This window comes from Rhodococcus ruber (assembly GCF_016804345.1).
In the GTDB taxonomy this organism is placed as follows: domain Bacteria; phylum Actinomycetota; class Actinomycetes; order Mycobacteriales; family Mycobacteriaceae; genus Rhodococcus; species Rhodococcus ruber.
In genome coordinates this window covers 4169165-4186103 of record NZ_CP044211.1, presented here as the reverse complement: position 1 = coordinate 4186103, position 16939 = coordinate 4169165, and the positions used below count along the sequence as shown (strand labels likewise).

At 70.9% G+C, this 16939-nt stretch carries 1 protein-coding gene (only partly in view); it reads left to right on the top strand.

Annotated elements, in window-relative coordinates:
* The first annotated feature begins 121 nt into the window (after window positions 1-121).
* Window positions 122-16939: the 5' portion of a non-ribosomal peptide synthase/polyketide synthase gene (locus F1734_RS19180; RefSeq protein WP_203010921.1), read on the top strand. It continues 12729 nt past the right edge of the window; the window shows 16818 of its 29547 coding nt (coding positions 1-16818); the start codon lies at window positions 122-124; its stop codon lies beyond the right edge, outside the window.

Below are 16939 nucleotides of genomic sequence, written 5' to 3'. Positions count from 1 at the left end.
GGTCCGACCGGGATAATCGAACATCGACTGTCGTCCGACCCCGTGGGCACCGGGTGCCACGGGGTCGGACGGAGCGCGCACGACAGTGCGCGACACGCAGAGGTATCGGAGGATGAAGTAGATGGCTGAAGGCACGTCGGGCAAGCAGGCGCTGACGATCGCAGACCTGCCCCGGTTGCTGGCCGGAGTCGTGGACCGCGAGCCCGACCGCGTCGCCCTCGCCCACGGTGACACGCAGCTGACCTACAGCCGGCTCCAGCAGGAGATCGCCACCCTCGACGCCGCGATGGGAGGCGTGCTCGGGATCGAGGCGCTGGTCCCCGTCGTGCTGTCCAACCTCGCGCCCGGGCTCCTCGCCGACGGTGGGCTGCCCGCCGTGCTCGACGGTCTCCTCGCCGACGCCGCCGCCGTCCTCGGTGACGCCGCCGTGGCCCCCGCCGGACCCGACCTCGGCACCCTCGTGGGCCGGTTCGACGCGCAGGTCGCGGCGACCCCCGACGCGGTCGCCCTCGAATTCGACGGCGAGACCCTGACCTACGCGGAGTTCGACGCCCGCGTCAACCGGCTCGCGCGGCACCTGATCGGGCTCGGCGTGGGCCCGGACACCCGCGTCGGCCTGTCGATGCGGCGATCCTTCGACCTGCTCGTCGGCATGTACGCCGTCGTCAAGGCCGGCGGCGCCTACGTGCCGCTGGATCCGGACCACCCCGCGGACCGCATCGCCTACGTCCTCGACATCGCCGAACCGGTCGCGGTGGTCACCACCGCCCGGGACCGCGTGGACCTGCCGGCCTCGGTACCCGTGGTCCTCGTCGACACCCTCGACCTCGCGGCCGTGTCCGCGGACCCGGTGCGCGACGACGAACGGCTCGGCTCCCTGACCGCGGACGATCTCGCGTACGTCATCTTCACCTCGGGCTCCACCGGCCGTCCGAAGGGCGTCGCCGTCGAGCACCGGGCCATCGTCGCCAACATCGCCTGGCGGCAGGCCGAGTACGGGCTGCGCGGCGACGACGTCGTGCTGCAGAAGACGCCCTTCACGTTCGACGTGTCGGTGTGGGAGTTCTTCTGGCCGCTGCAGGTGGGCGCGCGACTGTCGATCGCGCTGCCCGACGGTCACCGCGACCCCGCCTACCTGGCGCAGACCATGATCGAGCGCCGGGTCACCGTCGCCCACTTCGTCCCCTCCATGCTCGCGGTCTACCTCGCCGAGCCGACCGCCGCGGCCGTCACCTCGCTGCGGTACGTCTTCGCCTCGGGTGAGGCGCTGCCCGCGCAGACCGTCGCCCGGTTCCACGCGATCTCCACGGCCGGGCTGCACAACCTGTACGGCCCGACCGAGGCCGCGGTCGACGTCACCTACTACGAGACCCACGGCGACGACACCGTCGTCCCCATCGGTGCGGCCGTGGCCGACACCGATCTCTACGTGCTCGACGAGGGATTGCGGCCCGTTCCGCAGGGGGTCGAGGGAGAGCTGTACCTCGCGGGCATCCAGCTCGCACGCGGCTACCTGCGCCGGCCCGACCTGACGGCGGACCGCTTCGTCGCCGATCCGTTCGGTGCGCCGGGCGATCGCATGTACCGCACCGGTGACCTGGTCAAATGGAACACCGACGGTCTGATCGAGTACGTCGGGCGCACCGACTTCCAGGTCAAGCTGCGCGGCCTGCGCATCGAGCTCGGCGAGATCGAATCCGCCCTGCTCGACCACCCCGGGGTCCGGCAGGCGGTCGTCGTCGTGCACTCCGACGAGACGCTCGGCGATCACCTCGTCGGTTACCTCGTCACCGACGGTGAACCGGTCGACCGCACCGAGCTGGCTGCGGCCGTGCGCCGGCGGTTGCCGGACTACATGGTGCCGTCGCTGTTCGTGGAACTGACGGAGTTTCCCCTCAACGCGTCGGGCAAGCTCGACCGCGGAGCGCTGCCCGAGCCCGACTTCAGCGTTCTGGCAACCGAATACCGCGCACCGAGCACCCCCACCGAGGAAACGGTCGTCGCGGCGTTCGAGAGTGTGCTCGGCGTCGAGCGGCTCGGCGTCGACGACGACTTCTTCGCCCTGGGCGGCAACTCACTGAGCGCCACGCGCGTGGTGGCGCGGATCAACGCCGACCACAAGGTCCGCATCGACGTACGGGAGTTCTTCGACGCCCCGACCGCCGCGCAGCTCGCCACGCTCGTCGACGCGGCGATGGCCGCCGGCGACTCCCACCGGCCCCCGCTGGTGCCGCAGGTGCGGCCGGAACGGGTGCCGTTGTCGCTGGCGCAGCGGCGGATGTGGTTCCTCAACCGCCTCGATCCCGGCTCGGCGGTCAACAACATCACGGTCGTCCTGAGACTGTCCGGGGCGCTCGACGTCGACGCGCTCGGGGCGGCCGTGGCGGACGTGGTGACCCGGCACGAGGTGCTGCGCACCGTCTACCCCGAGACGGAGGGCGTCGGCTACCAGCAGGTGCTGCCCACCTCTGACGTGAACCCGGCGCTCACGCCGTCGGCGGTGAGCGAGTCCGAGATCGTGCCGACGGTCGCGGAGATCGTCTCGGCCGGATTCGACGTCACCACCGAGGTGCCCGTTCGCGTACGTCTGCTGCGGGTGTCGGACACCGAGCACGTGCTGGTGCTCGTGGTGCACCACATCGCCGCGGACGGATTCTCGATGGGTCCGCTCACGCGGGACGTCATGGTCGCCTACGACGCCCGGACCCGGCACGAGGCACCGGCGTGGGAGCCGTTGACCGTCCAGTACGCCGACTACGCCATCTGGCAGCGACAGGCCCTCGGCTCGGAGGACGACCCGCAGTCGGTCGTCACCCAGCAGATCGAGTACTGGACACGTCGGCTCGACGGCGTACCCGAGCGACTGGACCTGCCCACGGATCGGCCGCGGCCGGCGGTCGCCGGCAACCGTGCCGCGGTGCATGCCTTCACCGTCGGCGAATCGGTGCACCGGGGTCTCGTCCGGCTGGCACACGAGACCCGGACGACGCCGTTCATGGTGGTGCACGCCGCCCTGGCGGCGGTCCTCAGCCGCCTGTCGGGCTCGGCGGACGTCACCATCGGCACTCCGATCGCCGGTCGCGGCGAGCAGGAACTCGACGACCTGATCGGCATGTTCGTCAACACCCTCGTGCTGCGCACCGAGGTCGAGCCGGGGGAGCCCTTCACCCGGTTGCTGGCGCGCGTGCGCGAGTCCGACCTCGCCGCCTTCGGTCACGCGGACGTCCCGTTCGAACGGCTCGTGGAGGTACTCGATCCGGTCCGGTCGCAGTCCCATCACCCGCTGTTCCAGGTGATGCTCGCCTTCCAGAATCTCGAACAGACCAGCCTCGAACTGGGTGAGCTCGCGATCAGTCCCGTGACCGCGAACCGCGAACAGTCGCAGTACGATCTGTCGTTCATCTTCGCCGACACCGTGGACGAGAACGGCGAACCCGGTGGTCTCGCCTGCGACCTGCTCTACGCCACCGACCTGTTCGACGAGCCGACCGTCGCGACCCTCGTGCGCCGGTTGCTGCGGGTGCTCGAGACCGTCGCCACCGACCCGGCACGGGCCGTGGGCGACATGGCCCTCCTTTCGGCACCGGAGCGACAGGCACTGACGTCCGTGCACGGTGCCGCCGCGGAGGCCGGCGGCACCCTCGCCGAGATCCTCGCCCTCGCCGCGCGTCGCGACCCGGCGGCCGTGGCCCTGCGGTTCGACGGCCGGTCGGTGTCGTACGGGGATCTGGACGCGACGTCGTCGCGTCTGGCCCGGATGCTGATCTCCCGTGGTGTGGGACCGGAAGACCGCGTGGCCGTGGCCGTGCCCCGGTCGATCGAGTCCGTCACGGCGTTGTGGGCGGTGGTCAAGGCCGGTGCCGCGTTCGTCCCCGTGGACCCGACGTACCCGACCGAGCGGATCGCCTACATGCTCTCCGATTCCGGCGCGGTGCTCGGGATCGCCACAGCCGGAACCTTCGCTACGCTACCGGATTCCGTTCCGTGGCTCGTGCTCGAGGAAGCGATCGAGGCCGGCGCGGGACTGCCGGCGGGACCGGTGGCCGACGCCGAACGCGTGCGCTCCCTGCTTCCCGCACACCCGGCGTACGTCATCTACACCTCCGGCACGACGGGCACGCCGAAGGGCGTCGTGGTCGCGCATGCCGGAGTGGTGAACTTCTGCGCCGAACAGGTGGAGCGGTACGCGGTCACCGCCGACTCCCGCACGTTGCACTTCGCGTCGCCGAGCTTCGACGCCTCGGTGCTCGAACTGCTGCTGGCGTTCGGTGCGGGCGCGACGATGGTCGTCGCGCCGACCTCGGTGTACGGCGGCGCCGAACTCGCCGGTCTGCTGGCCGGGGAGGCGGTCACCCATGCCTTCGTGACCCCCGCGGCCCTCGGCTCGGTGGATCCCGAGGGCCTCGACTGCGTCCGCGTGGTGATCACGGGCGGCGAGGCGTGCTCCCCGGGCCTGGTGGCACGCTGGGCGACGATCCTGCCCGACGGATCGCGCCGCGCGTTCTTCAACGCCTACGGTCCCACCGAGTCGACGGTGGCCTCGAACATCAGTGACGCCCTGCTACCCGGCGAACCGGTGGTGATGGGCGGCCCCGTCCGCGGAATGCGGGTACTCGTTCTCGACGACCGGTTGCAGCCGGTGCCCGTGGGTGTTCCGGGCGAGCTGTACCTGGCGGGAATTCAGGTGGCCCGTGGGTATCTGGGCCGGGCCGGGCTGACCGCCGAGCGATTCGTGGCCGATCCGTACGCCACCGACGGCAGCCGGATGTACCGGACCGGTGACGTGGTGCGGTGGTCCGGTTCCCCCGGGGACGAGACGACCGGGGTGGTCGAGTACGTCGGCCGGGCCGACGACCAGGTGAAGATCCGCGGTTTCCGGATCGAACTCGGTGAGGTCGAAGCGGCTCTCGCGCGGTGCGCCGGCGTCGCCCAAGCGGTTGCGACGGTGCGCCGGGACGGGCAGCGGGGTGAGCAGCTCGTCGGCTACGTCGTTCCCGAGCCTGGCACCGAACTCGACGGCGCCGCCGTGAGGGACTCCGTGGCACAGTTCCTGACGAGCTACATGGTGCCGCACGCGGTCGTGGTCCTGAACTCGATCCCGCTGACGCCCGGCGGCAAGCTCGACCGGCGTGCACTGCCGGAACCGGAGCAGGAAGCCCGGGTCTTCCGGGCTCCGACGACCCCGGTCGAGGAGATCGTCGCGCGGGTCTTCGCCGACGTCCTCGGCGTGGAACGGGTCGGTCTGGACGACGACTTCTTCGAACTGGGCGGCAACTCGCTGGTCGCCACGCAGGTGATCTCCCGGCTCGCCGCCGCGCTCGGCACGGCGGTTCCGGTGCGGACCCTGTTCGAGGCTTCGGCGGTCGCCTCGCTCGCGGCCCGTCTCGAGCAGGCCGACTCCGCCGGCAGCCGGGTGCCGTTGGTGGCACGCCCGCGGCCCGAGCGGGTTCCGCTCTCGTTGGCGCAGCGCCGCATGTGGTTCCTGAACCGATTCGAACCGGACTCCGCGGTGAACAACATCCCGCTGGCCATCCGGTTGTCCGGGTTGCTGGACCGGCACGCCCTGCAGGTGGCGGTCGCCGATGTGCTCGCCCGGCACGAATCCCTGCGGACGGTGTATCCGGACGCCGACGGCGTGGCGTACCAGCAGGTGTTGCCGACCTCGCGGGTGATTCCGGATCTGTCGCCGATTCCGGCCTCGGAGAACGAACTGATCGCCGAGGTCCTGACGATGGCTTCGGCCGGGTTCGACGTGTCGACGCAGGTGCCGTTCCGGGCGCGGTTGTTCGAGGTGTCCGCAACCGAGCATGTTCTCGTCCTCGTCGTGCACCACATCGCGGCCGACGGCTTCTCCATGGGGCCGCTCACCCGTGACGTGGTGGTGGCGTACTCGGCACGGGCCACCGGCGGTGAACCGGAGTGGGAGCCCCTGCCGGTGCAGTACGCCGACTACGCGTTGTGGCAGCGGGAGATCCTCGGCTCGGAGGACGACCCGGACTCGGTCATCGCGAGTCAGGAAGCGTACTGGAGCGGCGCGCTCGCCGGACTGCCCGATCAGCTCGACCTGCCGTCCGACCGTCCCCGGCCGGCGTCTGCTTCCAACGCGGGTGCGGTGCACGAGTTCTCGCTCGGACCGGAACTCCATGCCGCGATCGGACGGGTCGCACGTGAGCGCAACGCCACCCCGTTCATGGTGGTGCACGCGGCGCTGTCGGTGCTGCTGGCGCGGTTGTCGGGGACCGACGACATCGCCGTCGGCACCCCGGTGGCCGGTCGCGGCGAGCAGGAACTCGACGACCTCGTCGGCATGTTCGTCAACACCCTGGTGCTGCGGACCCGGGTCGAGGGTGGGGAGTCCTTCGAGGACCTGCTCGCGCGGGTGCGCGGCACCGACCTCGACGCGTTCGCGCACGCGGACGTGCCGTTCGAGCGGCTGGTGGAGGTGCTCAATCCCGCCCGGTCGACGGCGCGGCACCCGCTGTTCCAGGTCATGTTGTCCTTCCAGAACCAGGCGACGGGAGCCCTCGAGCTGCCGGGCCTGACCGTCTCGGGCCTCGACTTCGACGCCGCGACCGCCCGGTTCGACCTGCAGTTCTCTCTCGCCGAAACGGCCTCCGAGACAGCCGATTCCGTCGGGTACGCGGTCGGGATCACCTATGCGACGGATCTGTTCGATGCGTCGACGGTGGCGGGGTTCGCGGCGCGGTTCGTGCGGGTGCTCGAGGAGGTGGTGGCCGATCCGTCGGTGGCGGTGGGGGATCTGGAGATCCTCGAGCCGGGGGAGCGGTCGCGGGTGCTCGAGGTGTGGAACGACACGGGGCATGCGGTGCCGGCGGTGACGTTGGTGGGGTTGTTCGAGGAGCAGGTGCGGCGGTCGCCGGAGGCGCCGGCGGTGACGTTCGACGGTGTGTCGCTGACGTACGGGGAGTTCGCCGGGCGGGTGCGGCGGTTGGCGCGGCATCTGGTGTCGGTGGGGGTGGGGCCGGAGTCGCTGGTGGGGTTGGCGATGCGCCGGTCGGTGGATCTGCTGGTGGGGATGTATGCGGTGGTGGAGGCCGGGGGCGGGTATGTGCCGCTGGATCCGGATCAGCCGGCCGAGCGCAACGGGTACATCCTCGAGGTGGCGGCGCCGGTGGTGGTGTTGACCACGACGCGGGACGGGTTCGTGGTGCCGGGGGAGAGCTCTGTCCGCACTCTGGTGCTCGACGAGTTGGATGTGTCGGGGTACTCGGGTGCGCCGGTGTCCGATGCGGAGCGGCGGGCGCCGCTGCGGGGGTCGAACACGGCGTATGTGATCTTCACGTCGGGGTCGACGGGGCGGCCGAAGGGGGTGGCGGTCTCGCATGCGGCGATCGTCAATCGTCTGGTGTGGATGCAGGGGCGGTACGGGCTGACCGGCGCGGATGTGGTGTTGCAGAAGACGCCGTTCACGTTCGATGTGTCGGTGTGGGAGTTCTTCTGGCCGTTGCAGGTGGGGGCGCGGTTGGTGGTCGCGGCCCCGGACGGGCACCGCGACCCCGCCTACCTTGCTGCGCTGATGGCCGAGCAGTCCGTCTCGGTGGTCCACTTCGTGCCCTCCATGCTCGCCGTGTTCGTCGCCGAGCCGACCGTGGCCGACCTGCCTTCGCTCCGCTACGTCTTCGCCTCGGGTGAGGCACTGCCGGGCGCCGTCGCGGCGCGCCTGCGGACGCTGGTCCCGGGGGCGGCGGTGCACAACCTGTACGGGCCGACCGAGGCCGCGGTGGATGTGACGTTCCACGAGGTGACCGACGCGGATGTGGTGTCGGTGCCGATCGGTGCGCCGGTGTGGAACACGGGTGTGTTCGTGCTCGACGGGCGGTTGCATCCGGTGCCGGTGGGGGTGCCGGGTGAGTTGTATCTGGCGGGTGTGCAGCTCGCGCGCGGGTACGTCGGCCGGTCGGATCTGACCGCGGATCGGTTCGTGGCGAACCCGTTCGGGGCGGCGGGGGAGCGGTTGTACCGCACCGGTGATCTGGTGACGTGGACCGCCGGCGGGGAGCTCGAGTACCTGGGCCGCACGGACTTCCAGGTCAAGCTGCGTGGTCTGCGCATCGAACTCGGCGAGATCGAAGCCGCCCTCGTCGAACACACCGAGGCGGCCCAGGCGGTCGCGCTGGTCCGTGCCGAGCAGCTGGTGGCGTACGTCGTCCCGGCGGCCGGAGCGTTCGACGACGCCTTCGCTCGTCGCACCCTCGAGGCGCACCTCCCGTCGTACATGGTGCCGTCGGCGTTCGTGGTGCTCGCGGAGTTGCCGCTCAACGCGTCGGGCAAGCTGGACCGGAAGGCGTTGCCGGAGCCGGTGTTCGAGGTCAAGGCGTTTCGTGCCGCGACGACTCCGGTGGAGGAGATCGTGGCGAGTGTGTTCGCCGAGGTGCTCGGTCTCGAGCGGGTCGGTCTCGACGACGACTTCTTCGCGCTCGGCGGCAACTCGCTGATCGCCACGCAGGTGGTCTCGCGGATCGGGGCGGCGCTCGACGCGTCGGTGCCGCTGCGGGTGCTGTTCGAGACCTCCACCGTCGAGGCGTTCGCCGCGGAGGTCGGCCGCCAGATCGGTACCGGTGCCCGGCGCCCGCTCGAGGCGGCACCGCGTCCCGAGCGGGTGCCGCTGTCGCTCGCCCAGCAGAGGTACTGGTTCCTCAACCAGTTCGACACCTCCTCCGCGGTGGACAACATTCCCTTCGCGGTGCGACTCCAGGGCGAGCTGGATCTCGCCGCGATGCAGGCGGCGGTGCGCGACGTGATCGGCCGGCACGAGATGCTGCGCACCTACTACCCGGATCCCGACGGCGGACCGCACCAGATCGTGCTCCCCGTGGACGATGCGCTGCCCGATCTGACGCCGTACGACGTCACCGAGGACAACCTCACCGAGGAAATCGTCGCGTTCATGTCCACGACCTTCGACGTGACACGTCAGGTGCCGGTGGCCTCGCGGATCTTCCGGATCACCGACACCGATTACGTCCTGGCGTTCGTCGTGCATCACGTCTCCGCGGACGGCGCCTCGATGGCACCCCTCGCCCGCGACGCCACCATCGCCTACGAGGCCCGGTCCCGCGGGGAGACCCCGGGGTGGGAGCCGCTGCCCGTCCAGTACGCGGACTACGCGTTGTGGCAGCGCGACGTCATCGGTTCGGAGGACGATCCCGACTCCGTCGCCGCGCAGCAGATCGAGTACTGGAAGCGGACCCTGGCCGGTCTGCCCGACCAGATCGATCTCCCCGCCGACCGCCCACGACCTCCGCGTCAGAGCTTCCGTGGCGACTCGCTGCACTTCACCGTCGACGCCGAGTTGCACCGGGGTCTGCAGGATCTGGCACGCCGCCACAACGCCACGCTGTTCATGGTGGTGCACGCCGCCCTGGCGACCCTGATGGGACGGCTGTCGGGTACCGAGGACGTCGCGATCGGTACGCCGATCGCGGGCCGCGGCGAGCGGGTGCTCGACGACCTGATCGGCATGTTCGTCAACACGCTGGTCTTCCGCACCCGCGTGCAGTCCGATGTCGCATTCGACGAGTTCCTGGCTCAGGTCCGGGAGACGGACCTCGGTGCGTTCGCGCACGCCGACGTGCCGTTCGAGCGCCTCGTGGAGGTGCTCAATCCCGTGCGGTCGACGGCCCGGAACCCGCTGTTCCAGGTGGGCCTGTCCTTCCAGAACCTCGCACAGACGAAGTTGGAACTGCCGGGGCTGACCGTCTCCCCGACCAACTTCGAGCTCGAGCTCGCCAAGACCGACCTGCAGCTGACCGTCTTCGACCGCTACGACGAGGACGGGACGCCGGCTCGTATCGACGCGACGTTCACGTGTGCGACGGATCTGTTCGACAAGGGCACCGTGGCCGGTTTCGCGGAGCGGTTCGTGCGGGTGCTCGAGGCGGTCGTGGCGGATCCGTCGGTGGCGCTGGGGGATATCGAGATTCTCGACGGGGCCGAGCGGGTGCGGGTGCTCGAGGCGTGGAACGAGACCGGTCACGAGGTGGATGCGTCGGCGACGTTGGTGGATCTGTTCGACGAGCAGGTGCGGCGGGCCCCGCAGGCGCCGGCGTTGGTGTTCGAGGGGCAGGCGCTGAGTTACGGCGAGTTCGATGCGCGGGTCAATCGCCTTGCCCGGCACCTGATTTCTGTCGGGGTGGGGCCGGAGTCGACGGTGGCGCTGGCGATGCGCCGGTCGGTGGAGTTGCTGGTGGGGATGTACGCGGTGGCCAAGGCCGGTGGTGCGTATGTGCCGCTGGATCCGGATCAGCCGGCCGAGCGGACCGGGTACGTCCTCGAGGTGGCGGCGCCGGTGGTGGTGCTGACCACCGGGCGCGACGGGTTCGAGGTGCCGGGGGAGGGGTCTGTCCGCACTCTGGCGATCGATACCGCGGATCTGTCGGCGTTGTCGGGTGCTCCGGTGGCCGATGCGGAGCGGCGGGCGCCGTTGCGGGCGTCGAACACGGCGTATGTGATCTTCACGTCGGGGTCGACGGGTCGGCCGAAGGGTGTGGCGGTGCCGCACGGGGCGGTCGTGAACCAGTTGGTGTGGAAGCGGGCGGAGTATGCGCTCGGTGCCGACGATGCGGTGCTGCTGAAGACGGCGGCGACGTTCGATCTGTCGGTGTGGGAGTTCTGGTCGGCGCTGGTCTGTGGTGGCCGGGTGGTGATCGCGGCGCCGGACGGGCACCGCGACCCGGGTTATCTGAACACCCTGATGGCCGAGCAGTCCGTGACGACGCTGCACGTGGTGCCCTCGATGCTCGAGGCGCTGCTCGTCGAGACCGGCGGAAGCCTGGCGAACTCGCTGCGGCAGGTGCTCGCGATCGGTGAGGCGTTGCCGGCGGCGACGGCGGGTCGGTTCCTGGCGCACAACGCGGCCCGGTTGGACAATCTGTACGGTCCGACGGAGGCGGCGGTGTCGGTGACCTTCCACGAGGTCGACGACGCCGCGGGTGTGTCGGTGCCGATCGGTGTGCCGGAATGGAACTCGCGGGTGTTCGTGCTCGACGGGCGGCTGCGGCCGGTGCCGGTGGGGGTGCCGGGTGAGTTGTACCTGGCGGGTGCGCAGCTGGCCCGCGGTTATCACGGGCGGGCGGATCTGACGGCGGAGCGGTTCGTCGCGTCCCCGTTCGGTGCCGGTGAGCGGCTCTACCGCACCGGTGACCTGGTGCGGTGGGATGCGGCGGGCCGGCTGGAGTACGTGGGCCGCACGGACTTCCAGGTCAAGGTGCGTGGTTTCCGGATCGAGCTCGGCGAGATCGAGGCCGCGCTGCGCGGACTCGGCAGCATCCGGGACGTGGCGGTGATCGCGCGCGACGACGACCGCGGCGGCGCGCAGCTCGTGGCCTACGTCGTTCCGGCCGGAAGTGCGGAAATCGATGCGGCACAACTCAAGTCGTCCCTGGCGCAGCAGTTGCCGTCGTACATGGTGCCGGCGGCGTTCGTGGTGCTCGAGGCGCTGCCGCTGAACGTCAACGGCAAGCTCGACCGCAAGGCTCTGCCCGCGCCGGTGTTCGAGGCGCGGGAGTTCCGGGCTCCGACCACCGTCACGGAGGAGGCGGTGGCGCGGGTGTTCGCCGAGGTCCTCGGTCTCGAGCAGGTCGGTCTCGACGACGACTTCTTCGCCCTCGGCGGCAACTCGCTGCTCGCCACCCAGGTCGCCTCCCGGCTCGGTGCCGCTCTCGACGTCCGGGTGCCGATCCGCGCGCTGTTCGAGTCGCCCACCGTCGAAGCCCTCGCGGTGTCCGTCCAGCATCAGAGTGCCGACGCACGGCGCCCGCTCGAGGCGCGGCCGCGTCCCGAGCGCATCCCGCTCTCGCTCGCGCAGCAGCGCATGTGGTTCCTCAACCGCTTCGACACGGACACCGCCGCGTACAACGTGCCGATGGCGATCCGGCTGACCGGGACGCTCGACGTCGCGGCGCTGCAGGCGGCGGTCGGAGACCTCGTCGCCCGGCACGAGATCCTGCGCACCTACTACCCGGAGACGGCCGACGGCCCGATCCAGGTCGTCGTGCCCGCCGCCCAGGCCGAACAGGACCTCACCCCGGTCCCCGTCGCCGAAAACGAGATCCTTGCGGCCGTCCACGAACTCGGGTCCACCACCTTCGACGTCACCACCGAGGTGCCGTTGCGGTTGCGGATGTTCCGGCTTGCCGACAACGACCACGTGCTCGCGCTGGTCGTCCACCACATCTCGGCCGACGGTTCGTCGGCGGGTCCGCTCACCCGGGATCTGATGCAGGCCTACATCGCGCGCTCGCAGGGCGAGTTCCCGGCGTGGGCACCGCTGCCGGTGCAGTACGCGGACTACGCGCTGTGGCAGCGGGAGGTCCTCGGCTCCGAGGACGATCCCGAGTCGATCGCGGCGAAGCAGGTGGCGTACTGGAAGAAGGCCCTGGCCGGTCTGCCCGACCAGCTGGACCTGCCCACCGACCGGCCGCGTCCGGCCGTGCAGTCCTTCGCCGGCGCCCGGACCGGGTTCGCCGTCGACCCCGAACTGCACGCCCGCCTGATCGAGCTCGCGCGTCGCAGCAACACGACGCTGTTCATGGTGATGCACACCGCCCTCGCGGTGTTCCTCGCACGGATGTCCGACACCGACGACATCGCGATCGGCACGCCCATCGCGGGCCGTGACGAGCGGGCCCTCGACGACCTCATCGGCATGTTCGTCAACACCCTGGTCTTCCGGACGCAGGTTCGTCCGGATGCGGCGTTCGAGGAACTGCTGGCGCAGGCGCGCGAGGCCGACCTGGGCGCATTCGCCAATGCCGACGTGCCGTTCGAGCGGCTCGTGGAGGTCCTCAACCCCGTCCGCTCGACCGCGCGGCACCCGCTGTTCCAGGTGGGCCTGTCGTTCCAGAACGTCGCTCAGTCCCGCCTCGAGCTGCCCGGTCTGACCATCGCGAACGTCGATGCGGACATGGAGATCTCGCAGTTCGATCTGCATCTGATCGTCACCGACCGGCACGCCGAGGACGGCGCCGCGGCCGGCGTGACCGGCTTCTTCACCTACGCCACGGACCTGTTCGACGAGTCCACGGTGGCCGGATTCGCCCGGCGCTTCCTGTGGTTGCTCGAGTCCGTGGTGGCGGACCCGGCGCTGCCGGTGGGCGACGTGCCGCTGCTCGACGACACCGAGCGGCTCCGGGTGCTCGAGGGCTGGAACGACACCGGTCACGCCGTCGACACCTCGGCGACCCTCGCCGACCTGTTCGACGCGCAGGTGCACCGCACCCCCGACGCCCCCGCCCTGTTCTTCGCGGGCGAGACGCTCACCTACGGCGAGTTCGACGCCCGCGTCAACCGGCTCGCCCGGCACCTGATCTCGACGGGGGTCGGTCCCGAATCGACGGTCGCCCTGGCGATGCGCCGATCGACCGAGCTGCTCGTCGGCATGTATGCCGTCACCAAGGCCGGTGGCGTGTACGTGCCGCTCGACCCGGACCAGCCGGCCGAGCGGACCGGATACATCCTCGATGCCGCGGCACCGGTGGTGGTACTGACCACCGAGCGGGACGCGTTCGAGCTACCGGGGGACAGCTCTGTCCCGCACCTGGCGATCGACACGGCCGACCTGGCGCACTACACCGGTAACCCGGTCACCGACGCCGAGCGGCGGGCGCCGCTGCGGGCGTCGAACACCGCGTACGTGATCTTCACCTCGGGGTCGACGGGCCGGCCGAAGGGGGTGGCGGTCCCGCACGCGGCGATCGTGAACCAGTTGCTGTGGAAGCGCGAGCACTTCGGGCTCGGGTCGCAGGACGCGGCGCTGCTCAAGACCGCGGCGACGTTCGACCTGTCGGTGTGGGAATTCTGGTCGGCGCTGGTCTCCGGTGGCCGCCTGGTGATCGCCACGCCGGACGGCCACCGCGATCCCGGCTACCTGAACACCCTGATGGCCGAGCAGGCGGTCACCACCCTGCACGTGGTGCCGTCGATGCTCGAGGCGCTGCTCGTCGACTCCGACGGGGTGCTGCCCAGGTCTCTGCGCCGGGTGCTCGCGATCGGTGAGGCGCTGCCGGCGGCGACGGCGCAGCGATTCCTGCAGCACAACACCGCGCAGCTGGTCAATCTCTACGGCCCGACCGAGGCCGCGGTGTCGATCACCGCGGGCGAGGTGGCCGATGTCTCCGGGGCCTCGGTGTCGATCGGCGTGCCGGAATGGAACTCGCGGGTCTACGTGCTCGACGGGCGTCTGCACCCGGTGCCGGTCGGGGTGTCCGGCGAGCTGTATCTCGCCGGTGCGCAGTTGGCACGCGGCTACCACGGCCGTGCGGATCTGACGGCGGAACGGTTCGTCGCCTCGCCGTTCGGCGACGGCGACCGGCTCTACCGCACCGGCGACCTCGTCCGATGGGACTCGGCCGGGCGCCTGGAGTACCTCGGCCGCAGCGACTTCCAGGTCAAGGTGCGCGGATTCCGGATCGAGCTCGGCGAGATCGAAGCCGCGCTGCGCGGTGCCGACGACGTGCGCGACGTCGCGGTGATCGCCCGGGAGGACGATCGGACGGGCACGCAGCTCGTGGCGTACCTGGTGCCGGAGGCGGGCGCGGTGCTCGACCTCGCGCACGTGAAGTCCGGGCTCGCCGGGGCGTTGCCGTCGTACATGGTGCCGGCGGCGTTCGTGGTGCTCGAGGCGCTGCCGCTGAACGTCAACGGCAAGCTCGATCGCCGGGCGCTGCCGGAGCCGGTGTTCGAAGCGCGCGAGTTCCGCGCTCCGAGCACCCCCGTCGAGGAGATCGTCGCGGGCGTGTTCGCCGACGTGCTCGGTCTCACCCGGGTCGGTGTCGACGACGACTTCTTCGAGCTCGGCGGCAACTCGCTGCTCGCCACGCAGGTCGTCTCCCGCATCGGCGCCGCGCTCGACGCGAAGATCCCGGTCCGGGCCGTCTTCGAGGCGACCACGGCCGGGGCGCTCGCCGTCGCGGTCGAGCAGCACGCCGGCGGTGGCGGGCGTCCGCCGCTGGTGCCGCAGCCGCGGCCGGGCCGGGTGCCGCTGTCGCTGGCCCAGCAGCGCATGTGGTTCCTCAACCGGTTCGACACCGAATCGGCGGCGAACAACATCCCGGTCGCCGTCCGGCTGACCGGCATGCTCGACGTGGACGCCATGCGGGCCGCGGTGCGCGACGTCGTCGCCCGGCACGAGGTGCTGCGCACCGTCTACCCGGAGTCCGACGGGCACGCCTACCAGGTGGTCCTGCCGGTCGCCGAGGCGGCACCCGACCTCACACCCGAACCGGTGTCCGAGGCCGACCTCGTCGCCCGGGTCACCGAGGTGGTCTCCGCGGGCTTCGACGTCACCGACGAGATCCCCTTGCGGGCCAGGCTCTTCCGCGTCGCCGACGACGATCATGTGCTGGTGTTCGTCGCGCACCACATCAGCGCCGACGGCTGGTCCATGGCACCGCTGACGCGCGATGTGATGATCGCGTACGTCGCGCGCGCGGCCGGGCACGAACCGAACCGGGCGCCGCTGCCGGTGCAGTACGCGGACTTCGCGCTGTGGCAGCGTCAGGTGCTGGGCGCGGAGGACGATCCGGACAGCCTCGTCTCCGCGCAGGCCGACTACTGGAAGCGGACGCTCGCCGGCCTGCCCGACGAGCTGAACCTGCCCACCGACCGGCCGCGACCGTCGGTGCAGGCCTTCGAGGGCGGCAAGATCGAGTTCCGCATCGATGCGGGCACCCATCGGCAGGCCGCCGACCTCGCCCGGCGCAGCGGCACGACGCTGTTCATGGTCATGCACACCGCCCTCGCGGTGTTCCTGGCGCGCATGTCCGCCGCCGACGACATCGCGATCGGCACGCCGATCGCCGGCCGCGGTGAGGCCGAACTCGACGAGATGGTCGGCATGTTCGTCAACACCCTGGTGTTGCGCAGCCACATCGACGCCGACGCCGGGTTCGCCGAGCATCTCGGGCGCATCCGCGAGAGCGATCTCGAGGCGTTCGCCCACGCGGACCTTCCGTTCGAACGGCTCGTCGAGATCCTCAACCCCGAGCGGTCCACGGCCCGGCACCCGCTGTTCCAGGTCGCCATGTCGTTCGAGAACCTGCCCGAGACCGGCCTCGAACTGCCCGACCTGAGCGTGTCCACGGTCCCGTTCGACGTCGACAGCGCCAAGTTCGACCTCGCGCTGACCCTGCGGGAGCACACCGCGGCGGACGGCGGGCCGGACGGGATCTCTGCCGAGTTCACCTACGCGCGGTCCCTGTTCGACGCCGACACCGTCGAGGGCTTCGCCGCTCGATTCGCGCACCTCCTCGACGCGGCCGTCGCCGACCCGGCACTGCCGGTCGGTGACCTGCCGCTGCTCGAGCCGCACGAACTCGAGCGGCTGACCCACGTGCGCGGTACCGACGTCGTCAGCGGCGGAACCCTCGCCGACCTCCTGACGGCCGGCGCGTCGCTCGACCCGGACGCGACCGCCGTGCGGTACGAGGGACGGTCGATCACCTACCGCGAGCTCGACGAGGACTCGTCCCGGCTCGCGCGGCTGCTGGTCGAGCGCGGCGTCGGCCCCGAGAACATCGTGGCCGTGGCGTTCCCGCGCTCCTACGACATGGTCCGGTCGGTGTGGGCGGTGGCCAAGGCCGGTGCCGCACACGTGCCGGTCGACCCGTCGTACCCGCCGGAGCGCGTGCGTTACATGCTCTCCGATTCCCGTGCCGCCCTGGGCATCACGAGAACCGCTCACCGGCCCGGCCTGCCCGACGACGCGGAGTGGCTGGTCGTCGACGAACCCGGCCTCGCCTCCGACGTCGCGACCCGGTCGGCGGCCCCGGTCACCGACGCCGACCGTGTCCGGCCGCTGCGCCCGCAGCACCCCGCCTACCTGATCTACACCTCGGGGTCGACGGGCCGGCCCAAGGGCGTCGTGGTCACCCACACCGGTCTCGGCGGCCTGCTGGACACGATCATCGACCTGTACGGC